The 24033-nt window shown below is 61.9% G+C and carries 23 protein-coding genes; 9 read left to right on the forward strand and 14 right to left on the reverse strand.

Annotated elements, in window-relative coordinates; genetic code table 11:
• Positions 1-37: 37 nt before the first annotated feature.
• Complete coding sequence (locus tag HX786_RS03555) at positions 38-1669, reverse strand: sensor domain-containing diguanylate cyclase (protein WP_003215172.1); 1632 nt, start codon at positions 1667-1669, stop codon at positions 38-40.
• 153 nt (positions 1670-1822) lie between these two features.
• Here HX786_RS03555 and HX786_RS03560 point away from each other — a divergent pair, with 153 nt between their 5' ends.
• Positions 1823-2860 carry an alpha/beta fold hydrolase gene (locus HX786_RS03560; RefSeq protein ID WP_178911731.1) on the forward strand — a complete coding sequence of 346 codons (1038 nt, stop codon included), beginning with the start codon at positions 1823-1825 and terminating at the stop codon, positions 2858-2860.
• A gap of 226 nt (positions 2861-3086) precedes the next feature.
• Here HX786_RS03560 and HX786_RS03565 read toward each other — a convergent pair whose 3' ends face one another.
• Positions 3087-3587, reverse strand: a complete 501-nt coding sequence (locus HX786_RS03565; RefSeq protein WP_010169686.1) for an Lrp/AsnC family transcriptional regulator — start codon at positions 3585-3587, stop codon at positions 3087-3089.
• Positions 3588-3705: 118 nt separating this feature from the next.
• Here HX786_RS03565 and HX786_RS03570 point away from each other — a divergent pair, with 118 nt between their 5' ends.
• The 4 genes from HX786_RS03570 to HX786_RS03585 all read left to right on the forward strand — a co-directional run bounded on the left by HX786_RS03570 (position 3706) and on the right by HX786_RS03585 (position 8434).
• On the forward strand, positions 3706-4740 hold the full coding sequence (locus HX786_RS03570; protein WP_178911732.1) for a histone deacetylase family protein: 1035 nt from the start codon (positions 3706-3708) through the stop codon (positions 4738-4740).
• Between the two features lie 77 nt (positions 4741-4817).
• Positions 4818-6227: an amino acid permease gene (locus tag HX786_RS03575; protein ID WP_178911733.1), complete on the forward strand. Its 1410-nt coding sequence runs from the start codon at positions 4818-4820 to the stop codon at positions 6225-6227.
• A 204-nt stretch (positions 6228-6431) separates the two neighbouring features.
• Positions 6432-7841, forward strand: coding sequence for an OprD family outer membrane porin (locus HX786_RS03580; protein ID WP_023658889.1), 1410 nt, complete (start codon positions 6432-6434; stop codon positions 7839-7841).
• 164 nt (positions 7842-8005) lie between these two features.
• Positions 8006-8434 carry a molybdopterin-binding protein gene (locus HX786_RS03585; protein ID WP_178911734.1) on the forward strand — a complete coding sequence of 143 codons (429 nt, stop codon included), beginning with the start codon at positions 8006-8008 and terminating at the stop codon, positions 8432-8434.
• 99 nt (positions 8435-8533) lie between these two features.
• On the opposite strand, the gene HX786_RS03590 is transcribed toward HX786_RS03585, so the two are convergent.
• From HX786_RS03590 to HX786_RS03600, 3 genes are all read right to left on the reverse strand, one after another.
• Positions 8534-9043: a cytochrome P460 family protein gene (locus tag HX786_RS03590; RefSeq protein ID WP_003215197.1), complete on the reverse strand. Its 510-nt coding sequence runs from the start codon at positions 9041-9043 to the stop codon at positions 8534-8536.
• Positions 9043-10083: an alpha/beta fold hydrolase gene (locus HX786_RS03595; RefSeq protein ID WP_178911735.1), complete on the reverse strand. Its 1041-nt coding sequence runs from the start codon at positions 10081-10083 to the stop codon at positions 9043-9045. Before HX786_RS03595 ends, HX786_RS03590 begins: the two co-directional genes overlap by 1 nt.
• A 133-nt stretch (positions 10084-10216) precedes the next feature.
• Complete coding sequence (locus HX786_RS03600) at positions 10217-10744, reverse strand: GNAT family N-acetyltransferase (RefSeq protein ID WP_177042201.1); 528 nt, start codon at positions 10742-10744, stop codon at positions 10217-10219.
• 150 nt (positions 10745-10894) lie between these two features.
• Here HX786_RS03600 and HX786_RS03605 point away from each other — a divergent pair, with 150 nt between their 5' ends.
• Positions 10895-12022, forward strand: coding sequence for a sensor domain-containing diguanylate cyclase (locus HX786_RS03605; protein ID WP_032899500.1), 1128 nt, complete (start codon positions 10895-10897; stop codon positions 12020-12022).
• 3 nt (positions 12023-12025) lie between these two features.
• On the opposite strand, the gene HX786_RS03610 is transcribed toward HX786_RS03605, so the two are convergent.
• The 7 genes from HX786_RS03610 to HX786_RS03640 all read right to left on the reverse strand — a co-directional run bounded on the left by HX786_RS03610 (position 12026) and on the right by HX786_RS03640 (position 20007).
• Entirely contained in the window at positions 12026-13702 is a 1677-nt protein-coding gene (locus tag HX786_RS03610) for an ATP-binding protein (protein ID WP_178911736.1), read from the reverse strand.
• Between the two features lie 140 nt (positions 13703-13842).
• Positions 13843-14262, reverse strand: a complete 420-nt coding sequence (locus HX786_RS03615; RefSeq protein ID WP_177042206.1) for an organic hydroperoxide resistance protein — start codon at positions 14260-14262, stop codon at positions 13843-13845.
• A gap of 139 nt (positions 14263-14401) precedes the next feature.
• A complete protein-coding gene (locus HX786_RS03620) occupies positions 14402-15259 on the reverse strand; it encodes a CAP domain-containing protein (RefSeq protein WP_003215212.1) in 858 nt (285 codons plus the stop codon).
• A gap of 81 nt (positions 15260-15340) precedes the next feature.
• Positions 15341-16666, reverse strand: a complete 1326-nt coding sequence (locus HX786_RS03625) for an MFS transporter (protein ID WP_008436370.1) — start codon at positions 16664-16666, stop codon at positions 15341-15343.
• Positions 16667-16724: 58 nt separating this feature from the next.
• Positions 16725-17918: an L-2-hydroxyglutarate oxidase gene (gene lhgO / locus HX786_RS03630; RefSeq protein WP_177050575.1), complete on the reverse strand. Its 1194-nt coding sequence runs from the start codon at positions 17916-17918 to the stop codon at positions 16725-16727.
• 105 nt (positions 17919-18023) lie between these two features.
• Entirely contained in the window at positions 18024-18734 is a 711-nt protein-coding gene (locus HX786_RS03635) for a FadR/GntR family transcriptional regulator (RefSeq protein ID WP_008436372.1), read from the reverse strand.
• Positions 18735-18780: 46 nt separating this feature from the next.
• The gene (locus HX786_RS03640) at positions 18781-20007 is read right to left on the reverse strand and encodes an MFS transporter (protein WP_178911737.1); all 1227 of its coding nucleotides are present in this window, start codon (positions 20005-20007) and stop codon (positions 18781-18783) included.
• 111 nt (positions 20008-20118) lie between these two features.
• Between HX786_RS03640 and HX786_RS03645 the strand changes: the two genes are divergently transcribed.
• Both HX786_RS03645 and HX786_RS03650 read left to right on the forward strand, forming a co-directional pair.
• Positions 20119-21009: a LysR family transcriptional regulator gene (locus tag HX786_RS03645; protein WP_003215222.1), complete on the forward strand. Its 891-nt coding sequence runs from the start codon at positions 20119-20121 to the stop codon at positions 21007-21009.
• A 95-nt stretch (positions 21010-21104) separates the two neighbouring features.
• Positions 21105-21779, forward strand: a complete 675-nt coding sequence (locus HX786_RS03650) for a GNAT family N-acetyltransferase (RefSeq protein WP_178911738.1) — start codon at positions 21105-21107, stop codon at positions 21777-21779.
• Here the strand turns inward: HX786_RS03650 and HX786_RS03655 are convergent.
• Positions 21776-22378, reverse strand: coding sequence for a TetR/AcrR family transcriptional regulator (locus tag HX786_RS03655; RefSeq protein WP_178911739.1), 603 nt, complete (start codon positions 22376-22378; stop codon positions 21776-21778). The genes HX786_RS03650 and HX786_RS03655 overlap by 4 nt on opposite strands.
• A 90-nt stretch (positions 22379-22468) precedes the next feature.
• Between HX786_RS03655 and HX786_RS03660 the strand changes: the two genes are divergently transcribed.
• Positions 22469-23074, forward strand: coding sequence for an NAD(P)H-dependent oxidoreductase (locus tag HX786_RS03660; RefSeq protein WP_178911740.1), 606 nt, complete (start codon positions 22469-22471; stop codon positions 23072-23074).
• Here HX786_RS03660 and HX786_RS03665 read toward each other — a convergent pair.
• Entirely contained in the window at positions 23071-23928 is an 858-nt protein-coding gene (locus HX786_RS03665; protein WP_178911741.1) for a LysR substrate-binding domain-containing protein, read from the reverse strand. The genes HX786_RS03660 and HX786_RS03665 overlap by 4 nt on opposite strands.
• Positions 23929-24033 lie beyond the last annotated feature (105 nt).

The following is a 24033-nucleotide window of genomic DNA, read 5'->3' on the forward strand; positions in this document are numbered from 1 at the left end:
TGTGGCTTTCTGGAAAGGCTCATGACGCATTACACCGTCACGCCACGCGATTGCGCCCCGACGACTTGGCCCGATACAACTGCTGATCCGCACGCTTGATCAGCACTGTGGTGTCGCTGTCCGACGCTTCAACGAGCCCGACGCCAATACTCACCGTGACCTGCCCAGCGGTCTCGAAATACGCTCCGGCAATTGCCGCGCGAATCTTCTCGGCCACCACATCCGGGCTGTCCGGCGCTTCGATTTCCGGCAACAGCACCGCAAACTCTTCACCGCCGTAACGGGCGACGAAGTCAGTGGCGCGGGTGGCGTCCTGAATCAACTGCGCGAGCTGGCGCAGTACATCGTCCCCGACGGCATGCCCATGGGTATCGTTGATCCGCTTGAAATGATCAACGTCGATCAGCAGCAAGGCAAACGCGCGCCCGCTGCGCTGGAACAGCAGGCTGTACTCCGCCAGTTTTTCATCGAAGCGCCGACGGTTGTAGACGCCGGTCAGGGCGTCATGGCTGGCCAGGTTCAACAGCTCGGCATTGGCCTGGGTGAGGGCGGCAGTACGCTGGGCGACGGTGGCTTCCAGGGACGCATTGGTGTCCTGCAGTTCGCGCTCTTTGCCAAGCAGCGATTGGGTCATGCCCTTGATGGAGCGCCCGAGCTGGGCGATTTCCAGTACGAAATGGTCTTGAGGGAAATACGCGCCAGGCTGTTGGTTTTGGACCTGCTTGGCTGAACGCGCGAGTTCTTCGATGGGCCGGCTGAGGTACGACGCCAGGTAATACGCCACGAAGCCGAAAATCACCGCGGCAATGACGCCCAGCAGCAGCAGTTTGTAGAGCAATACGCGGGCAGGGTGCAGGGCGATTTCCAGCGGCTGGCGCATCACGATGTACCAGGTCAGGCTGGAATTCGACGGGCTGGGCACCGCCACGGCGCTGGTCACGTAGCCGTTGTCGACCGACCAGCCGGTGTCATTGGCCAGGCGGTCCTGGGGCAGTTGCTGGCCGGCCAGTTGTTCCGGGTAGAGCACCTTGCCGTCGTTGTCGATGATCAGCGCCTCGATGTCCGGCGTATTGCCTTTGGCCGCTTCGACAATTTGTGTCACCCACGTCCAATGGGCGTGAGCCCCCAGTACGCCGATCACCTGGCCCCCGGCATTGCGAATCGGTGCGGCAAAGTCGATGAAGCGCCAGGGCTCACCGTTGGAGCCCGGCAGCAGCTTGGCAAGCAGTACCGCCTCGTGGGGATCGCCGGTGTAGTTGCCCTGCAAACCGGCCTGGAACCAGGGCCGTGCCGTTACGGATTGGTCGACCAGCAGCCCATTCACCGCCTGGCGCACACGCCCGTCGGTGTCGGCGACGCCCATCCACGCGTACTCGGCGCGGGACTGGGTGCGTTGTTCCATGGAGGTCAGTATGTCCGGATCGTCCAGGTTGCCCCGTCTGAACAGCGGTGCGCGGCTGAGCAGCGACACTTCGAGCTGGCGTTCACGCAGCTGCACCGCCAATAGCGCGGCGGTGGAGCGGGCAGTGCTCAACAAGGCATTGCCACTGGCCAGTTTCAGTTGCTCGGTAGCGATGTGCCCAACGTAGAACCCTACGCTCACCAGGGTGAGCAGCGACAAACCGGCAAACCAGAGGGTCAGGTGACTACGCAGGCTGGCTTTGATCATTGGGGGCTATCTGAAAGGAGTGTGACTACATGGTAGTCGTACCATTCGGATAGTTGCCATAGCCTGATGATTTATACGCGCATTGATTTCCCACCTGCTTTCCCATGACGGCCATGCCAGAATATGGCGCTTAGCCACTTAGGGAACTCAAGGATGAAAACGCTGTGTGCTGCGCTGTTGTTGATGGTTGTCACCGGGCTGGCTCAGGCCAGTGAGATGAGGACCGGGTTCCAGGAAATTGTGATTCCCGACGCTGAACACGGCAGACCGTTGCAGGTGGCGGTGTGGTACGCGACCGATGCCACCGGCACGCCACAACTGATCGCCGACAATCCGGTGTTTGTCGGCGCGCCGGCCTTGAAGGACGCCGCACCGGCTGCCGGCGAGCATCCGTTGGTGGTGATCTCCCACGGCATCTTCGGCAACTGGATCAACCAGTCCTGGCTCGCCAGTGCGTTGGCCGGGCAGGGTTATATCGTCGCCTCGCCCAACCACCCCGGCACCACCAGCAAGGACCGCACACAGCCGGCCGCTTCCGAGCTGTGGAAACGGCCCCTCGATATCCATCGGGTGATTGATGCCGTGATTGCCCAGCCGAAACGCTTCGGCGCGGTGGCCCAACGCAAGATCGCCGTCGTCGGCCACTCCCTCGGTGGCTGGACCGCACTCGAAGTCGGCGGTGCCCGCTTTGATCCGCAGCGCTTTACCGAGGACTGCAAGTTGCATCCGGAAATTGCCCCTTGCAAGGCCTACGAACAACTTGAGGTTGGTCGTACCGAGCAGGCGAGGCAGCGACTGGCCGGCGACTTGAGCGACCCGCGCGTGGCGGCCATTGTTTCCCTGGACCTGGGATTCGCCCGCGGCTTCAGCGATGCCAGCCTCGCGGCGCTGAACCGCCCAACGTTGGTGATTGCGGCGGGCACGCCATCGCCGGAATTGCCCGCCGCACTCGAGTCGGCCGACTTGGCCAAGCGCCTGCCGCAGAAGACTTCGCGCTACGTGGAAATCAGCGACGCCACGCACTTCAGCTTCCTGCCCATCTGCAAGCCGGGCGCGGTGGAGCGGATTGAACAGAGCGACCCCGGCGAAGGCTTCATTTGCCTGGATGCCAAGGGTGCTCGTCCCAAGCCGCAGATCCAGCAGCAGGTCCTCAGCTTGATCAGTGAGTTTCTGCAGCAGTCACTGCGCTAGCCGTCAGATGTCTTCGGACAACACACAGCCTGTGGCGAGGGAGCTTGCTCCCGCTGGGCTGCGCAGCAGCCCCGGCAATCCGCCAAACGCCACTGCGCTGTCAGAAAACCACTAACCCGTGGCGAGGGAGCTTGCTCCCGCTGGGGTGCGAAGCGCCTCCAACGACAGGACTGCTACGCAGTCCAACGGGAGCAAGCTCCCTCGCCACAATAGTATTTGCATTGGATCACTTCCCCACCCGACCCGGAATCGCCACCCGACTTGTCGCTTTCACCTCGCGCAACGCCAAACTCGACTGAATCGACGCAATCCCCAACTGCCGCCGCAACACGCTCTCCACAAAATCGCTGTACGCATCCAGATCCTCCGCCAGTACCTGCAGCAGATAATCCGCATCCCCGGTAATCTTGTGGCAGGACTGCACCTGCGGCAGTTCCTTGATCACGGCCTCGAAGTCCTCCGGCGTATGGTCGGAATGCACCGCAAACCTCACGTGCACAAACGCCATGATTTCCAGGCCCAGCATCTTGCGATCGAGGTTGGCCTGGTAATCCTTGATCACGCCTTCTTCTTCCAGCCGCTTACGCCGTCGCCAGCACGGCGTGAGGCTAAGGGACAGGCGCTCGCTGAGTTCGGCGTTGGAGATACTCGCGTCTTCCTGCAGCAATGCGAGGATGGCGAGATCGGTGTCGTCAAGTGCGACCTGTTTGGTTTTATTTTTCTTAATGGCGGCTCATCGGGGTAAAAATGCCCGATTACACTAGCATCGGCGCACATAAAAGCAAAGAAAGCCCACCACAGCCAGAACAAAATAATCACCTGTCTTTCACGGGTGGATGCCTTTCATGTTGACTGTTTTTAGTGATTCTCATCGTTTGCACCATGGCACCGAACTCAAGGATGGCGTGCTCAAGCCGTCCTTCGAACAACCCAGCCGCGCCGACACGGTGCGTGATCGGGTCAAGCACGTTGGGCTGGGCGATATCATCGTGCCGCGCACGTTCGACCGGGCCTGTTACGTCAATGCCCACAGCGAACGCTACGTGTCCTTCCTGGAAACCGCCTGGGCCGAATGGACGGCGATTGGCCGTGCCCATGACGCCTTGCCGCTGGTGTGGCCGGTGCGGGACCTGGCCAATGAGCAGGTGCCGGAATTCATCGACGGCAAGCTCGGGTTTTTCGCGATGGATGCCGGTTCACCGATCACCAGCACCACCTGGGAAGCGGTGAAGACCAGCGCCGATATCGCGCTCACCGGCCTTGCGTTGATTGATGAAGGCCACAACAGCGCCTTCGCCCTGTGCCGGCCACCGGGCCACCATGCGGCGCGGGAATACATGGGCGGTTATTGCTACCTGAATAACGCAGCCATTGCCGCGCAACAGGCGATCACCCAAGGCGCCAAACGGGTCGCGGTGCTGGACGTGGATTTCCATCACGGCAACGGCACGCAGAACATTTTCTACGACCGCAGCGACGTGATGTTCGTCTCGCTGCATGGCGATCCGTCCGTGTCGTATCCCTACTATTCGGGCTTCAGTGCCGAGCGCGGTGCCGGGGCGGGCGAGGGGTTCAACCTGAACTACCCGCTGGCGAAAAACACCGGGTGGAGCACCTACAAAGAAGCGTTGCTCGACGCCTGCAATCAACTCAGAAAGTTCTCGCCGCAAGTGCTGGTGATTTCCCTCGGCGTCGACACCTTCAAGGACGACCCCATCAGCCATTTCCTGCTGGAGAGCCGCGACTTCCTCGGCATCGGCGAGATCATCGCCAGTGTCGGCGTGCCCACGCTGTTTGTGATGGAAGGCGGCTACATGGTCGATGAAATCGGCATCAACGCGGTCAACGTGCTGCACGGTTTCGAGAACAAACACGCCTGATCCCGATGCCATTCCAACAATAAACAACGCCTGACTTTTTTCTGCCAAAACTCAAAAACATAACAAGAGGTTTTGTGATGAAAACAACCGTGCCCGGGCTGATTGAAAAGCCCGCTTTGCAACGCACCCTCAACAACCGCCATATCCAACTGATGGCCATGGGCGGTGCGATCGGCACCGGCCTGTTCATGGGCTCGGGCAAGATCATCGCGCTGTCCGGCACCTCGATCATCCTGATCTACATGATCATCGGGCTGTTTGTGTATTTCGTGATGCGCGCCATGGGTGAGCTGCTGCTGTCCAACCTGAACTTCAAGAGCTTCGCCGACTTTGCAGGTGCATACCTGGGGCCGCGTGCGGCGTTTTTTCTCGGCTGGTCGTACTGGCTGAGCTGGAGCGTGGCGGTGGTGGGGGATGCGGTGGTGGTCGGGGGCTTTTTCCAGTACTGGTTCCCGCACGTGCCGGCCTGGATACCGGCGATTGCAATGCTGCTGACCCTGTTTGCCTTGAATGTGCTGACGGTGCGGCTGTTCGGCGAGGTGGAGTTCTGGTTTGCGATCATCAAGATCATCGCCGTGGTGACCCTGATCAGTGTGAGCGTGGTGTTGATTGCCAGCTCGTTTGTGTCGCCCACCGGCGTCACGGCTTCCCTGAATCATTTGCTGGATAAACAGGCGGCGTTTCCCAATGGCGTGTTCGGCTTCTTTGCCGGGTTCCAGATGGCGATCTTCTCGTTTGCCGGCACCGAGTTGATCGGCACGGCGGCGGCCGAAACCCGTTCGCCGGAGAAGACGCTGCCCAAGGCAATCAACTCGATTCCGCTGCGGATCATCCTGTTCTACGTGCTGGCCTTGGCCTGCATCATTGCGGTGACATCCTGGGAGCAGGTGTCGCCCAGCAAGAGCCCCTTTGTCGAGCTCTTCCTGGTGGCCGGCTTTCCCGCCGCCGCCGGGATTGTGAATTTCGTGGTACTGACCTCAGCGGCTTCTTCGGCCAACAGCGGGGTATTTTCGGCGAGTCGCATGTTGTTCGGCCTGGCGGACCTGGGAGACGCACCCGGGATATTCCGACGACTGTCGAAAAACAGCGTGCCGTTTACCAGCCTGGCGTTTACCACCTTCCTGATGCTGCTGGGCTTGTTGCTGCTGTTTATAGTCCCGGAAGTGATGACGGCCTTTACCATCGTCTCCACTGTTTCGGCGATCCTGGTGATCTTTACCTGGTCGACCATCCTGGCGTCCTACATCGCCTATCGGAAAAAGTGCCCGGAGCTACATGAAAAATCCCTCTACAAAATGCCCGGAGGCGTACCGTTGGCGTGGGTTTCACTTGGCTTCATGGCGTTCGTACTTTGCCTACTGGCACTTCGCCCAGATACCCGCCTGGCCCTGTGCGTGATGCCTGCATGGTTTATGTGGCTGGCGGTTGCCTACCATTTCTCGCATTTTCGCCACCGACTCCAGCCTGATCAACGCACGGCGCAGTAGCGGTTGTCGTACAACCGCAGGCCATTCAACCCTCGAAAAAGGCCGGCTTGTACGGCCTTTTCATGACGGTTTTTTCATCGGTACATGACAAAAATTTCACAATCTGCGCCATAGACCCCATGCCACAATCCGCAGCGTTTGCAGGGCCGCAACGGTATTCGCTCGAAGGACAGTAAAAAAATAATGTTCACAGGGGCGCAGTAAATGAAACTCTCTACATTAGCGTTGGCCATCACGGCGGCTGTCCTTGCACAACACGCCAGCGCAGACGGCTTTGGTCTTGGCTCACTCGGCACGGGTGACGGCCATAGCGGCTTCCTCGAAGACAGTCATTCTTCGATCAGTTCGCGCACCATGTACTACAACGCCGACGTTCACTCCGGCACGGCGAACGACCTGCGGGAAGCGGCTCAAGTACTGCGTTTCGACTATAAATCCGGTTACACCCAGGGCACCGTCGGTGTAGGTTTCGACGTGATGGCTTTCGGCGCGTTGCGTCTGGACGGTGGCGATGGCCACGCAGCGGGCAATGGCCTGTCGGGTAACGGCAACAGCTTCTTCCCGGTGAAGAACAACGGCACCGAGCCTGCTGACAGCTTCGGTCGCGCAGCCGGCAACGTTAAATTCCGTATTTCCCAGACTGAATTGCACGTGGGCGGTGGCCTGGCCCCGATCCTGCCGATCCTGGTGTCCAACGACAGCCGTGCCGCGCCGCAGACCTTTGACGGCGGCATCCTGACCTCCAAGGACATTCCCAACGTCACCTTCACCGGCGGCGAGCTGAACAAGGCTGAAGGTCGTGCATCGAGCAACTCCACGGGCTTGAGCGTGGCCGGTGCCACTCGCGACAGCGACAGCTTCCGTTTCGGTGGTGTCGACTACCAGCCGTTTGGTTCTTCTGACAACGTCATCGCTAAAAACCTGACGTTGCAGTACTACTACGCCAACCTGGAAGACTTCTACAAACAGAACTATTTTGGCCTGGTCCACGTATTGCCATTGGGCAATGACCAGTCGTTCAAGACCGACCTGCGTTATTTCGACAGCACCAGCGACGGCAAAAACGGTTCGGCCGGCTATGCGTTCAACAACAACGGCGGCTATGCCAAGCACGCCGGTGAAGTCGACAACAAAACCTACAGTGCTGCCTTCACCTATCAGTTGGGCGGCAGCCAGTTGATGCTCGGCCATATCGGCGTGAGTGATGACGGTGGCTTCGTCTGGGTCAACCAGGGCAGCATCGCCGATCCAACCGCCCAGGGCGCGGCCGGTTCCGACTTCTACCTGTTCACCGACGCCGTGGTTGGCCAGTTCTCCCGTGCGGGCGAGCAGGTCAATTTCGGTCAGTACCTGTATGACTTCAGAACCCTGGTGCCGGGCCTGAAAGCCTCGATTGCCTACCTGAACGGCAGCGACATCAAGGCCAAGGTTGCCGGTGGCAGCGATCAGTCGGAACGCGAAACCGATTTCCGTCTTGATTACGTCGTGCAGGAAGGCCCGCTGAAAGGCTTCGGTACTACGTTCCGTACCGGCAGCTACCACGGCCATAACACCGGCACCGCCGACCAGGATCAGACTCGCCTGATCTTCAACTACACCTACGCGCTGTTTTAATCAGTCGTCGGTAACTGCTCCAGATGAAGGCCGCCCATTGGGCGGCCTTCTTTATTGGCGTGGGGTTCCAGGCAGGGCAGGGCGCTATAGTTGTTTTTACACAACGCAACGTTTAATCATGCGCGGCAATTCCTAACCTATAAGTCAAGAAAAGGACCGTTCCCATGAAAGTCAGTGCACGCAACGTATTCAAAGGCCAGGTCAGCCAGGTCCAGCACGGCGCGGTCAATGCCGAAGTGGTGTTGACCCTGCCCGGTGGCGAGCAGTTGGTGGCGGTGGTGACCCTGGAAAGCATCCGCAACCTGGGCATTGCCGTAGGCAAGGAAGCGGTCGCGCTGATCAAGGCGCCGTGGGTGATGTTGATGACCGAATCCAGCGACATCCGCCTGTCGGCCCGCAACTGCCTGGAAGGCAAGGTGCTGAGCGTGAATGACGGCGCGGTGAATGCGGAAGTGGTGATCGAGTTGGCGGGTGGTTCGAAGGTGTTTTCCATCGTGACCCGCGACGCGGTGGCCGAGCTGGGGTTGAAGCCGGGCGTGAGCGCCACGGCGGTGATCAAGGCGTCCCATATCATCCTGGGCGTTCCGGCCTGATAAAACCCCACTCAACGTAGCAGCTGTCGAGCCCAAGCGAGGCAGCTGCTACGGGATGCCCGGTTGCCACGGCGTTTGTTGTTGAAAAGGGCTATTGCGCTAAGGCGCCAGCCGGGTGAACACATAATCGTGGTTCTTCACCAGCGCCTGATGGCAGGCAAAGCACGTCTCATGCTGCGCCTGGTCCACCGGCTTGCCATTGATGAACCGTCCAAAACCCCAGCCTCCGGTCGCTGCGTATTTCTTCGAGTCCTTGACCATGAACTGCACGGTGGTCGCCGCGCCGGGAATCGACGCGGTCTTGAACTCGGGCGATTGCACGTGCTTCCAGGCCAGTTTCGCCAGCACGGTGCCGTCGGGGAAGGGCAGCGTGCCGTCGCGGTACGCCTTGAGCGCCACTTTATTGCCCAGCACCACTCGCAGTTCATTCAGCGGGTCGGCTTCCTGTGCCGGCGCGATCAGCTCCCATTGGCGGTAGCCGTCGGGAATGGTCACGCCGTAGATCGGCGAAGGCTCGCTGGTAGCCGGGCCGCCAAAGGCGAACCCGGTAGCGGTGGCCACCACGGCAGCTGTTGCAGCGACGAGTGCAGCAAGATGCAGGCGCTTCATCACAGGTGGTCCGCATCGATCACTGCCTTGGCAAAGGCTTGCGGTGCTTCCTGTGGCAGGTTGTGGCCGATGCCGCCGCTGATCAGGCGGTATTCGTACTTGCCGGTAAAGCGTTTGGCATAGTCCTCTGCGGCCGGGTGCGGCGCGCCGTTGGCGTCGCCTTCCATGGTGATGGTGGGCACGTTGATGGACGAGGCGGTGGCGAGTTTCTGCTCCAGCGCAGCGTATTTTTTCTCTCCCTGCACCAGCCCCAGGCGCCAGCGGTAGTTGAAGATCGATACGGCGACGTGGTCGGGGTTGTCCAGGCCTTTGGCGCTGCGGTCGAAGGTGGCGTCGTCGAATGCCCATTTTGGCGAGGCGATCTGCCAGATCAACTTGGCAAAGTCGTGGGTGTTTTTCGCATAGCCGGCGGCGCCGCGATCGGTGGCGAAGTAGAACTGGTACCACCATTGCAACTCGGCCTTGGGCGGCAATGGGTTCTTGCCCGCGGCCTGGTTGCCGATCAGGTAGCCGCTGACCGATACCAGCGCCTTGACCCGCTCAGGCCACAACGCCGAGACAATGTCGGCGGTGCGCGCACCCCAGTCATAGCCGCCGAGCACGGCCTGCTTGATCTTCAGCGCGTCCATGAAGTCGATCAGGTCGACGGCGAGGGCGGCCGGCTGGCCGTTGCGCAGGGTTTTTGCCGACAGGAAATGGGTATCGCCATAGCCGCGGGCGTAAGGCACCAGCACCCGGTAGCCCTGGGCGGCCAGCAGCGGCGCTACCTCGGAGTAGCTGTCAATGTCGTAGGGCCAGCCATGCAGCAGGATCACCACCGGGCCATCGGCCGGGCCGACTTCGGCGTAGGCCACATCCAGCAAGCCGGCTTTCACATGCTTCAACGGGCCGAGCGCGCTGTGGGCAGTTGCGCTGGCAGCCGCAGGTGCTTGCGCGTCCTGTGCACTGGCGACGCCGAGGGCACCGAACTGCAACAGCGCAAAGGCCAGCAGCGACGCGCCCATCAGGCGGCGGGGTGGGGTGTTCAACTGTGTGTGCATGGTGAGTCTCCGGCGGCGGGTGGTGTGCCTGGCTCACAGTTGAACGTAGTTGTGTATCCCGTCTGTTTCGAGAAAGCGGTTGGGTTAAAGGTTTTGTATCGCAGCGGTGTTTGGACACACTGCGATACAAAGGTCAGAGGGCCCGCCGGGCCACATACACCAGGCTCGGCGCCTGACCGGGTACATCGTCCAGCTCATCGATGTACTGCATGCCGATTTTCTCCAGCACCTTGATCGACGCTGTATGCGCCGGACGCACCACGCCGTACACCTGCGGCTGGTCCAGCTCGACAAACGCAAACTGCAACGCCGCCCTGGCAAGCTCGGTTGCAAAGCCCTGGCCCCAGGCGCTGACCGCAAAGCGGTAGCCCAGGTTGATCCGCTCAACGTCGTTGTAGGGGTACAAGGTGATGCCACCAAAGCCGATCACGCAGTCCGGCGCCTCTTGTGTGGCAATCGCCCATTGGCCAAAACCATGTTCTGCCCAGTGCAGCAGCCAGCGAGCCAGGGCGGCCTCGGCTTGGCCCTGGTCCGTCAAGGGGCCCGCCGGGTTGTAGCGGTTGGTCTCGGGATCGCCATAAATGGCAAATACACTGGCCACATCGTCGGCCGCTGCGGGCCTGAGAATCAGGCGTTCGGTGGTAATCGGGTGGGTATTCATGGGTGGACTCTGATCCTTGGAGCGAGCGAGAAGGTGTTCACCTATATTTATCCTGCTTTCGGCGCTCTAGCACGCTTGATTCAGTTGTTAGGGCTACTGGCAGGATGCCACAATGACACTTTGTCGCGGCAGTAAGATCAGGCGGACCAAATGAATGGCCTTGGGCGTGGGCAGGACCAGGATTGCTTCATCGAGGAGCAGGTACGAACAGATCGATTGCACCAGCTGTTTCGCCAGTCATTCTCTGCAGTGTTCGGCAGTTATATGGCGGCCGCCATGCTGTGCTGGCTGTGCTGGGAACGTTTTGATCACCGGGTAATGCTGGTCTGGCTGGTGGTATTGGCGGGGACGTCGTTGCTGCGGGTGTGGATGTTCATGGACTGGTTTCGCTGCCCCAACAGTGAACGCACCCCCGCGCGCTGGGAGCGGCGCTACTGGGTAACGCTGATGTTGTCGGCCGGGGTCTGGGGCATCGGCGCATTCGCCCTGATGCCCACCGACGACCGCCTGTCCCAGGCCCTGGTGATGTTGTTCACCGTGGGCATGTCGGTCAGCGCAGTCTCGTGTTATTCGGCCTATCGCTACATGACCCTGGTCTCCATGGGCCTGGTACTGCTGCCGTGCACCCTGTGGCTGCTGTTTCAACCGTCGTCGATGCAAGTCGGCATGGCCCTGGCGGTGCTGGTGTTCTCTTCGTTTGTCGGTGGCGCCACGCGCAAGCTGTCGGATGCCCTGGAAAAAGCCTTTCGCCTGACCCGGCAAATGGAACGAGCCCACAACATCTCCGCCCGCGCCGCGCAAACCGACGAACTCACCGGCCTGATGAACCGCCGGGCGTTTTTCGAGCACGCGCAGTTGCTCTACGAACAGTGCCGGCATAACCAGCAGCCGTTGTGCGCGCTGATGATGGACATGGACCACTTCAAGGACATCAATGACACCTACGGGCACCAGGCCGGGGACCAGGTGCTGCGTCAGATCGGCGGGGTGATCAGCGCGTCGTTTCGCCAGGCCGATGTGTATGGGCGGCTGGGGGGCGAGGAGTTTGCGGTGCTGCTGCCGGATACGTCGCTGGAGACCGGGCGGGACATCGCCGAGCAGTTGATCAAGGCCATCGCCGGGCTGACCAGCGAGCCGGTCCAGGGGTTGACCGCCAGCCTCGGCGTGGCCTGGGCCCGCGCGGTGGACCAGGACCTGCACGGCCTGATGAACACCGCAGACAAGGCGCTGTACCGCGCCAAGGCCCTCGGGCGTAACCAGGTGGCCGTCGCGGAATAGGCCTCAGCCCTTGAGCAGCGCCTTGGCCAGCACCTGTGAGACCTGGTCGGCCGAGTAGGGCTTGGGCAGGAACACCAGGCCTTCATAGCCGCTTTCCGCCAGCTCCTCGCTGTAGCCCGAGGTCAGTACCACCGGCAGGCCGGGCCGGCGGCGTCGCAGTTCCCTGGCCAGGGCCACCCCGGTGATGCCGGGCATCACCACATCGGAAAACACTGCATCGAACCCCAACGCGTCTGCGCCGGCCAGTTCCAGCGCCTGTTCGGCATTGGTTGCCCAGGTGGTCTGGTAGCCGAGGTCCTGGAGGATCTGATTGGCAAAGCGGCCCACTTCCAGGTTGTCTTCCACCACCAGGATATGGCGCTGGGCGCATTCGGTGATCAGCCCGCAGGTGTCCGGGGTGTCTCGTTGGAAGCTCTCTTCAGGTACCACTTGCGGCAAGTACAGGGTAAACACCGTGCCCTGGCCGACCTGGCTGGCCACATCGACGTTGCCGCCCGATTGCTTGGCGAAGCCGAACACCTGGGACAGTCCCAGGCCGGTGCCCTTGCCGACTTCCTTGGTGGTGAAGAAGGGTTCGAAGATGCGCTCGAACGTCTCCCCGGGAATCCCGCTGCCGGTGTCGGTGAGTGAAATGGCGATGAACGCCTGGCGTGAACCGGCGTCACCACGGATGCTCGGCAGTGCTTGATCGGCGTCCAGTCGCAGGGTCAGGCTACCCTGGCCGTTCATCGAGTCCCGGGCGTTGAGGGCGATGTTGATCAGGGCGGTTTCAAACTGGCTGGAGTCGGCGCGGATGTAGCACGGCTGCCCGGGCAGTTCGACGTGCACATGAATCCGCGCGCCAGTCACCGTCTCGAGCATCTCGCCGATGTTTTTCACCCGCAGGCCTGCATCGAACACTTCCGGGTTCAGCGGCTGGCGCCGGGCAAATGCGAGCAACTGGCTGGTCAATTTGCCGGCCCGGTCCACCGTGTCGGTGACCGCGCTCATGTAGCGCTGGCGACGCTCTTCGGACAGGCTCGGCATCCGCAGGAAGTCGACGGATGAGCGAATGATGGTCAGCAGGTTGTTGAAGTCGTGGGCCACGCCACCGGTCAACTGGCCGATGGCTTCGAGCTTTTGCGATTGACGCAAGGCGGCTTCGGTCTGGGTCAGCAGGGTGGTCCTTTCGGTGACGCGCTGCTCCAGGCTTGCATTCAGCTCGGCCAGGCGCTGGGACAAAACCACGGTGGCGGTGGTTTCGGTCACGGTGTCGAGCATGCCGACCACCTTGCCCTGTACGTCGCGGATCGGGCTGTAGCAGAAGGTGAAGTACGCCTGCTCCGGCGCGCCGCCGCGTTCGATCGTCAGCGGGAAGTTTTCGATAAAGGTGGCTTCACCTGCGAAGGCGGCATCCGCGATCGGACTGATCTCGGGCCAGGCCTCCTGCCAGATCTCGTTGAATGGCCGCCCGAGGGCATCAGGCTTGTCGCCGAGAATCGGGATAAACCCGTCGTTGTAAAGCGTGATCAGCGCAGGCCCCCAGACGATCGCCTGGGGGAAACTGGAGGCAAGGCACAGGGCGACGGTGGTCTTCAGTACGTCCGGCCAGTGTTCCAAAGGCCCCAATGGCGTATTGGCCCAGTTGTGATGCCGGACCCGTTCGGCCATTTCGCCGCCGCCTTGCAGCCAGTTTGTCATTCGGTGAACGCCTTCTTGCCACGGTTCGCTGAGGTAGGGATGCCAAGCTACAGACATCCCGGGACTCAGCCAGTTCAGCGGGATTATCCACTAGATGGCACTTTAGTGTCTCGGCCGGATAATGCTTCGCTGAGCTCCCTTCAGGCCACCGTAATCGTTACCGCGATATTGCCGCGGGTGGCCTTGGAATACGGGCACGTCTGGTGGGCACGGTCCACCAGTGCCTGCGCCGCCGAGTGTTCGATACCCGGCAGGCTGACCCGCAGGCGCGCCTGTAGGTAATAGCCATCTTCCGGGCTGTTCACCAGGTCCACTTCGGCACTCACTGCCGTGTCGGCGGGCAGGCGGATGTGAAGGGTTTGTGCGGCTTTGCCCATTGCGCCGATAAAGCAGGCGGACCAGCCGGCACCAAACAGTTGCTCGGGGTTGGTGCCGGGCGCCTTGGAGCCGGGCGGCGACAGCTTGATGTCCAGGTGCAGGTCATCGCTGTGGGACGCGCCTTCACGCCCGCCGGTGGTGTGGGTTTTGCCGGTGTAGAGCACGGTGCTGTTCTGGGACATGACGGTTTCCTCGCAAGTGGCCCGGGGTGGGCCGGTGTGCACAGGAAACCGCGCCGGCGTATCCGCAATGTGTCATCGCCGGGGCCCTGCACCTCGCAGTGTGTCGCCTCGCCGGGAAGATACGTTGGGATACAAACCGTTATTGCTGCTGCACGCCAAACAAACCGGTCCAGTAGATGCCGGCATCACTTTTCGGGTCCATGGCGTAGGCGGCGCCCATTTCGCGGAACTGCGGGTTCATCAGGTTGGCACAGTGCCCGGGGCTGGCCAGCCAGCCGTCGACCACCTTGCGTGGGGTGTCCATGCCGGCGGCGATGTTCTCGCCGATCTGCTGGCCGATGTAGCCTGCCAGTTCAGCCCGGTCACCCGGGGTGCGGCCATCGTGGTCCAGGTGATCGAAGAAGTTGCCGTTGGCCATGTTGCGCGCGTGGCCGGCGGCGGCGTTGGCGAGTGCTTCGTTCCAGCTCAGGGGTGTGGTGGCGGCAAAGGCCTGGGCGCCACATTGGCGTGGTTGCTGGCGGGCGGTGTTGATCAGGTCGAGCACCTTCTTGCCTTCGGTCTGGGTCTCGCCCAGGCCGCTGGTCAGCAGCGGGCGGGCCAGCACGATGCGCCAGTCCTGGCCGCTGTTGCTCACGCCGATATCAATGAACTGCGGGTCGAGCACCACCCGGCAAAAACTTTCGCGCACGGCTTTCATCGCGGCTTCGGCGTTCCTGGGCCCGGACAGGCTGATGGCCTGGACGTTGACCATCGGGTACGCCGCCCTCGCCAGCGCCTGCTGCAAGTCGCCGACACTGTTGACCGGCAACACCAGCCGCGTGTCGCTGGCCAGCGGTGGCAATTCCTGGGAACCCTGGTTGCCGCAGCGCTGGACCTGGCTGCGGTATTGATTGATCGAGTCGACCAACAGGCTTTCTTCACCCGCCTGCGCCTGGGCGGTAAACACCAGACTGGCGGCCAGCGTCGTAAGACCCATCATCAATGACAGAACGCGCATGGACGTTTCCCTTGAGCTTGAAAGTGCCCATGATGCGCGATGAAGGGGCATCCATGCACCCGTTGGTCCGAACTTTTTGCCTCAGTTCTTGAATGCCGAGTGTTTACGGCCCTGATCGCACAAGGCGAACACCACCACCAGCAGGGACGAGATCGCGAGGATTATCACAACGCCATCAGTGGAGTGAGTGGCCGACGCCGCCACCATCGACAACGCCCCTAATGGCGCCAGGCCACCTGCGATCGCGGTGCCGATTTCCCGCCCGGTGCCAAAGCCCGAGGAGCGGGTCTGGGTCGGGAACTGGCGGCTCAGGAACGAACCCTGCGGCGCAAACATCATCGGCGCGAGGATGCCGGTGCCCACGCCAATGGCGACGTAGATCATCAGGCTTTCACCGGTATTGAGCAGCGCAAGGAACGGGTAGGCAAACAGCAGCGACAGCAGGCCGCCGAGCATCAGCACGGTCTTGCTGCTCCACTTGTCGCACAACCAGCCGAAGCATGGCACGGCGACGATGGCGATCAGGCTGGCAATGGTCACCGACAGCGACGTGACGTGCACATCGACACCCTTGAACTGGGTGAGGTAAGCCAGGGAAAAGGTCTTGAAGATGTAGCTCAACGCGTTGTAGCCAATCGCCACGAAGAACACCACGGCCAGGCCCTTGAGGTCGTTCTTGAACAGCGCCTTGAGCGGCGACGCCTTGGCCTTTGCGGTTTCCTTGCTCAGTTCCTTGAATTCCGGGGTTTCCGGGATGCTGTTGCGCACCCACAGGCCCACACCCACCAGCGCGATGCTGCAAATGAACGGAATCCGCCAGCCGCCGGCCAGCAGGAATTCATTGCCGTTGATGGTCAGCAGGTACACGGTCAGCGAAGACAGCAGCAAGCCCAGGTTCAGCCCGAGCGCCGGCCACGCACCCTGGCTGCCGCGCTTGCCTTCTGAGGCGTGCTCGTAGGAGGTAACCGCCGCGCCGGACAGTTCGGCACCGGCCCCCAGGCCCTGGATGATGCGGATAAACACCAGCACGATCGGCGCCCAGATGCCGATGGAGGCGTAGCTGGGGATCAGCCCGATCAACGTGGTGCACACGCCCATCATGCAGAAGGTCAGCACCAGCACTTGTTTACGCCCGAACTTGTCGCCCAGGTAGCCAAACAGAATGCCGCCGAACGGGCGCGCGATGAAGCCGATGGCAAAGGTGGAAAACGCCATCAGCGTAGCGGCTTTCGGGTCGCTGTTATCGAAGAAAATCTTCGAGAACACAATCGCCGCCATGGTGGCGTACAGGTAAAAATCATACCACTCCAGCATCGAACCGAAGATCGTCGCGGCCGCGACTTTGCGCAGGCGTTTCCTGGTTTGCTCGGGGGTTTCAACGTCCGGGGTGCGGGCTGTAGCCGTCATTCTGTACTTCCTTATGAGTCATTATATTTATTGTCAAAGTGAGGCGTGGTGCGGTGCGTCAGTGGGGCTTGAACATGCGGTCGGCGATCATCGAGCCGATGGGAATCGCGGAGGTGGCAGCGGGTGAGGGTGCATTGCACACGTGGAGCATTCGCGGGGTCTGGGCGAACAGGAAGTCGTGCACCAGGGTGCCGTCGCGCATCACGGCCTGGGCGCGGATGCCGGCTTCATAAGGCAGCAGGTCTTCGATGTTGAGCGATGGGCAGTACTTGCGGCACTGCTCCAGGTAGCCGGACTTGAACAGCGAGTTCTTCATCTCGACGCTGCCCGAACCGAGGTTCTGCCAGATGGTTTTCCAGAAGCCCGGGAAGCTCGCGTACTGCGCCACGTCGCGCCAGTTCACCGAGAATTTGCGGTAGTTCTCGCGACCCAGGCCGAGTACGGCATTCGGGCCAACGGTGACGCTGCCGTCGATCATGCGGGTCAGGTGCACGCCGAGGAAGGGCAGCTCCGGGTCGGGAATCGGGTAGATCAGGTGGTTGACGATGGTGTTCTTCGATTCCGGCAAGCGGAAGTATTCGCCACGGAACGGGATGATCTGGTGGTCGATCTTGACGCCGGCCATCACGGCCAGGCGGTCCGATTGCAAACCTGCACACACCACCAGATGCCTGGCCTGCCAACTTTCGCCCCGGGTGCTGACGGTGACTTTGTCGGTGTCCTCGACGATCGCAGTGACGGTGCGTTCCAGGCAGATTTCCCCGCCGGCGCGACGAATCACCCGGGCCATGGTTTCGCAGACTTCGCGGTAATCGACAATGCCGGTGGCGTCGAGAAACAGCCCGCCCAGCCCGACGATGTTCGGTTCGCGCTGGCGCAACTGGTCGGCGTCCAGGCGTTCGACTTTCATGCCGTTGAGCTGCGAGCGGGCGTACAGCGCTTCCATCCGTTGTACTTCCAGATCAGTCGAGGCCACCAGCAACTTGCCGCACACCTCGAACTTGATCCCGTGCTCGGTGCAGAACTGCTTCGTGGCTTCGGCGCCGCGTTTGCACAAGTCGGCCTTGAGGCTGCCCGGCGCGTAGTAGATGCCGGCATGGATCACGCCGCTGTTATGGCCGGTCTGGTGCTTGGCCAGCAGGCTTTCCTTCTCCAGGATCACCAGCGAGGCGGTGGGCTGGCGCTTGAGCAACTCCATCGCGGTGGCCAAACCGACGATGCCGCCGCCGATGATGCAAAAGTCGTAAATCATTGTTTTGGGTACCTACGCATTTCAGTCTGCTTATCAGGTTGTCAGACTAATGGTTTGTTAAAAAAACAGCGCGCCATCGGCACGCTTTAAACGGGTTCGGATCGGTCAATTGATAGCGGGCAGTTCCAGATGCAGGCGCCTTGCTGCGGCGCGCAAGTGAGCCTCGGCACAGGCGGCAGCACCTTGGGCATCACCGTCGACGATGGCCTGGTAGAGCGCGGTGTGTTCCTGGGTGGCATCGGCCGAGCCGCTGACAAAGCGGGTGGCGGAGTTTTCCCAGGCGGTCTTGCGGGCGCTGGCCAGTTGGCTTCTGAGGAAGTCATGGAAGGCCACGAAATAGTCGTTCTTGCTGGCCTCGGCGATGGCGCGATGGAATTCCACATCGGCCAGGGCGGCGGCGTCGAAGTCGGCGCGCTTGTCGTGCATTTCCTGCAGGGCGGTCTTCATGCGCTGCAGGTCGGCGGCGTCGCGGCGTTGGGCGGCAATCGAGGCGGCCTGGGTTTCGATCCACAGGCGCACTTCGAACATTTGCGCCAGGTCCGGGCGGCGACCGTTTTTTTCCGGGAAGCGGAACACGGTGCCGGCCGGGGTTTGCGAGATAAATGAGCCCAGGCCACGCCGCGCAGTCAGTACGCCATCGGCCTTGAGCTGGGCAATCGCTTCGCGCACCACCGAACGGCTGACATTGAGTTGTTCAGCCAGTTGCTGTTCGGTGGGCAGGCGCGCTTCGGGCGCCAGTTGGCCGGAATCGATTTCTGCACGAATGGCGCTGACAACGCGCATAACGAGCGAATCAGGGCGCTGGAGCTCAAGCATGGGAAAACCTTGGTAATCAGGTTGTCAGACAATAGTCGTTACGATTTTACCTTGTCAAGACAGGTGTTACGCGGAACCGGGCGCGTAGGGCCAGGAAAAGACCTGCACCAATCAGTGCCAACGCCACACCGAACGTGGCTTGCATCCCACTTCCCACATCGCCGGGAGTGGCCGTGGCGAGGTCACCTGAAACCTGCGAAAACACTGCGCCCAAGGCCGAAGCCCCGGCGATCAGGCCCAGATTGCGCGACAGATTAAGCAAGCCGGCGATCACGCCACGGCGGTCTGCCAGTACGTCGCTCATCACGGCGGTGTTGTTGGCGGCCTGAAACTGGGCGTAGCCGAGGGTGAGGATGATCAGCGGAGCGATATACCCGGCGACCCCAAGGTTCAGCGGCGCCAGGGAGAGCAGCAGGCAGCCCGCCAGCATCGCCAGCAGCCCGGCGATGGTCATCGGGCCGCAGCCGAAACGGTCGGTCAAACGTCCCGCAGGGATGCCCGTCAATGCCGAAACGCAGGGCCCGACTGCCATTGTCAGGCCCATCCAGGCAGGGTCGAGGCCTGCACCGTGGGTCAGGTAGAAGGGCCCGACCACCAAGGTCGCCATCATCACCGCCGATACCAGCGCGCTCATGGCCAGGCCAGCGCTTAGCGTTGAATCCCGTAAAGTCGACAAGAAACTGAACCCGGATTGCGCGGGCAGTAGCCCATGGCGGTCGACGCGCAGATAGCGCCGGGCGAGGGCAAATGTCAGCAAACCCAGCGGCACGGTGATGAAAAACAGCGCGCGCCAGCCAAACCCCGCGATCAACATCCCGCCAAGGCTTGGCCCCAGCGCGGTACCCATGGCCGACATCGTGCCCAGCAATCCCATGGCGCGGCCGGTGCGTTTCTTGGTCACGGTGCCGCCCACCAGCGCCATGGTCATCGCCATCATGATCGCCGCGCCCAGGCCTTGCAGGGCGCGGGCCGCAATCAACAGTCCGAGGGACGGAGCCATGCCGCACAGGGCCGAGGCAACGGTGAAAAGCAACAACCCGGCCAAGAGCAGGCGGCTGCGGCCCATCAGGTCGCCCAGGCGCCCGACGCTGACGATCACCGCAGTAATCGCCAGCAAGTAGGCGAGCACCACCCACTGCGCCGCCTGGAACGATGCATCAAACGCCTGCACCAGGCTCGGCAGGCCGACGTTGGCGATGCTGGTGCCCAAGGACGCCAGCAACATGGACAGTGACAGGGCGACGAGAGCGCCATGGGGTGCAGGTGATTTCATCAAGAGGCTCCAGGGTTTGACCGCTGTCAGAAATCTACGCCGTCACCTAACATGGCGGAAGGCGCAGCATTTGCACTTTATACGTGCGCCAAACGCCCTATGAGGTTTGCCGTGTCGACACCTGATTTCAATCTGCTGGTCACCCTGGATGTGTTGCTCGCCGAAGGCAGCGTCGCCCGTGCCGCTCAACGCTTGCGCCTGAGCCCGTCGGCGATGAGCCGGGCGCTGGCGCGACTGCGGGAAACCACCGGCGATCCGTTATTGGTCCGTGCCGGCCGCGGCCTGGTACCCACGCCGCGCGCTCTGGCGTTGCGCGAACAGGTCAGCCAGTTGGTGCAGGACGCCGAAGCGGTGTTGCGACCCGCTGCGACGCTGGATGTGAGCCAACTGGTACGCACCTTCACCTTGCGCACCAGCGACGGATTTGTTGAAAACTTCGGCCCGGCGCTGTTGACGCGGATCGCCCGGGAAGCGCCTGGCGTGCGGTTGCGCTTCGTGCACAAGCCGGACAAAGGCAGTACGCCGCTGCGCGATGGCAGTGTCGACCTGGAAACCGGCGTGGTCGACAGCAGCGCCAGCCCCGAGGTGCTGACCCAGGCGCTGTTCCGCGACCGGTTTATCGGCGTGGTGCGCAAGGGCCATCCGCTCAGCCAGGGCGAAGTCACGCCGCAGCGCTTCGCCGAAGGCCAGCACATCTACGTGTCCCGGCGCGGCCGTGATCAGGGCCAGATCCATCAAGCCCTTGAAGCGCTCGGGCTGACCCGGGACGTGGTGACCATCGTCGCCGGCTTCTCGACCGCCCTGGCCCTGGCCCGCAGCACCGACCTGATCGCCAGCGTGCCGGAGCGGCATACCGCCAACCTGCACAGCGACCTCTACCGCTTTGCGCTGCCGTTCGTGTTCCCGGACTTCACCGTATCGATGCTCTGGCACCCGCGCCTGGACGCCGACCTGGCCCATCGCTGGCTGCGCGGTTGCCTGCGGGAGGTATGTGCGCAATGAGCCGAGCCCGGACATCCAGCACCCATTGTGGGTCCACGGCGGCCCTTCAGCAGGTACAATCCGCCGGGCCTTAAAATGAAACACCAGGAATTCAAATGTTCAGCCTTACCCATTACGAAACCCCATGCCCCGAGCCGATCAACGCGCAGATCCTGCAGATGGTGGTCGACTACCTGACGGACATCAGCATGGTCGCCATCCCGCCAAGCAACCTGCTGTACAACGTCTATCAGTACGCCATCGGCTACGAGGTGCACCTGTACCTGGAAGCGCTGGGCGGGTCCAAGGGCATTGCGGTGGAATTGATCGTCGCGCTGGACGCGCAGGAGCAGGTGATCGGCTTCCTGCTGTACCTGCCGGTGAAGGACGATCCCGAGGCGTGCGGCGTGGCTTACATGGCGGTGCACGCCAGCCATCGGCGCAAAGGCGTGGCGCGGGCGATGATGCAGGACATGCTGGCCCGCTACCCCCATGCCGAACTGACCTGCGCAGTGGAGAAGGTCCCGGCGTTCGAGTTCATGGGCTTTCAACTGCGCGGTGTGCGCGGTACCCAGGTGTTGATGAACACCCGCGACTACAGCACTGACGGCTTGATGGGGTTGCTGGATGTGGCGTCGATCTACAGCTCGCTGGAGGTGCGGCAGATCCACACCTACCTCCTGCAAAAGCACGGCAAGCGGGCGATGGTCGATGCCGAAAAACAGCGTGATCGTCACTTCGACCAGATGACCCACAAGGCTCGGATGTTCGTGCACGCAAGGCTGGGCTAACGCGCTCCTCGACTCACCATCGACTTGATGCTCGCAAACAGCTCCTCTTGCGCCTCCAGCGGGCTGATCTCCCCGCTGGCCGCAGCATGGGACAAGGCGTCCGCCGCGCCCAGCATTGCGCGTAAACCGGGCTGGCCAATCACACCGTCCACGGCAAAGGGGGAGAGGGCATCGCGACACTTGCCAAGGAAAATTGCGTCGTACTCACGCTTGATGGTCTCCAGTTCCGGGCTGCCGGCCAGGGCCGCAATCACTCCCGGAATTTCCCGCCCTTGTAGCAACACACAATCGACGTAGCACGAGGCGATCACCCACGCGCGCTCGTCCAGGGTGGGTTCGCTGGCCTCGATTGCGGCGGCAAATACCTGGTTCTGACGGGCGTCGAAATCTTCATACAGCGCGGCCAACAGCCCCGCGCGATCGCCGAAATGATCATACACCACCGGCTTTGTAACGCCGGCCAACTCGGCCAGATGCCCGAGGGTCAGGGCATCGGTGCCTTCTTCTCGCACCAGTTGCCAGGCCACGTCGAGCAGCTGGCGCAACCGGTCATCCCGGGACAGGCGACGGCGAGGGGCAGGGGATTGATCGCTTGACATGCTTATATACCAAAAGTAACTTACCAGCGGTAACTTAGCTCAAGCCTACTCAATTTGCCTGCTCATCGCTACCCCGACGGAGTCACTGCCATGCACGCGCTGATCGTTGTTGCCCATCACGACCCACAATCCCTCACCCACAGCCTCGCCAAACAGGCTGCTGCCGGCATCACTGCCGCAGCGCACACCTTCGAGATCGCCGACCTCGCCGCTGAAGGTTTCGACCCGCGTTACAACGCCGCCGACCATAAAGTGCATCGCACCCGCGCCACGCCGCCGGCCGACGTACTGGCCGAACAGGCCCGACTCGACCGCGCCGACGCCTTGGTGCTGGTGTACCCGATCTTCTGGTGGTCGATGCCGGCCTTGCTCAAGGGCTGGATCGACCGGGTATTCGTCAACGGTTGGGCGATCGACTACAGCCTTGAGACGAAGGTGGTGAAAAAACTCGGCCACTTGCAGGTGCACTTACTGGGCGTTGGCGGGGCGGACGAAGGGGTGTTTGAACGCCACGGCTATGCCGACGCCATGCGCACGCAAATCGACCATGGGATCTTTGATTACTGCGGTGCGAAAGTGCTGACATCCGAGCTGCTGCTGGACTCGGAAAGCGGCGCTGCCGAACAGCATCTGGAGACGGCGACGAAGTTGGGGCGACAACTGTTCGTCACCCTGCAACCCTGCGAAACCGCCTAAACCAGGCTGCTCTGTATGAGCGCTGCCAGCTGTGCGACCGCAGCGCCTGGCGCTGGATGGCTGCAATGCAATTCATAGCCAAGGGACGGCACCGGCGGCAGACCGTCGAGTACACATAGGTGCGCAGGCAAACCGATACGGGTGCGCAAGGTCACACCCAACCCGGCATCGACCGCCGCCCAGATCCCACCCACGCTGGGGCTGGTCAAGGCAATGCGCCAGGCAATGCCGGCGCGGTCCAGGGCTTCGGTGGCGGCGCTGCGCAATACGCAGGGTGCCTCGAACATCACCAGCGGCAGCGGTGCGTCCTCGGCGCGCGGTAGTTGGGGTTTGTCCCGGGGCCCGATCCAGTGCATGGGGGTTTGCCCCAGGCGGGTGCGGCAGGACGATGTCTGACCGGTTTCCCAGGTCAGCGCCAGGTCCAGGCTCGCGCTGTCGATCAGGGTCAACAGCTCGACATTGCGGCCTATCCGCACTTCAAGGCTGATCATCGGATAAAGCCTGGCGAAGCGCCGCAGGATGTCACTGAGCACATGCTCGCCGAAATCCTCCTGCAAACCGAGGCGCAAAGTGCCTGCGGTTTGGGTTTCGTTAAGGCTGCTGAAGACAGTGTCATTGAGGTCCAGCAACCGCCTGGCGTGGCCGAGCAGCGCTTCACCCACCGGCGTCAGCACCAGCCCGCGCCCGGATTTGCTCAGCACCGGCGTGCCGACCTGTTCTTCGAGTTTCTTTAATTGCGCGCTGACGGCTGAAGTCGAACGGCCCAGGCGATCCGCCGCCTTGGCAAAGCTGTTCAGCTCGACGCCGGTGACGAAGGTGCGCAGTACATCAAGGTCGAAGGTGGGGCGGCGCATTGAATGGTCCATTAAAACGGGATGGTGGATGCTATTAAATTTGATATTCGGAATGATCCTGGCTTGCTAGTTTTTGCCCGTCAACTGAATTGTCGGAGCGAGCGT

It is taken from the genome of Pseudomonas sp. 21615526 (assembly GCF_013386245.1).
Classification (GTDB): domain Bacteria; phylum Pseudomonadota; class Gammaproteobacteria; order Pseudomonadales; family Pseudomonadaceae; genus Aquipseudomonas.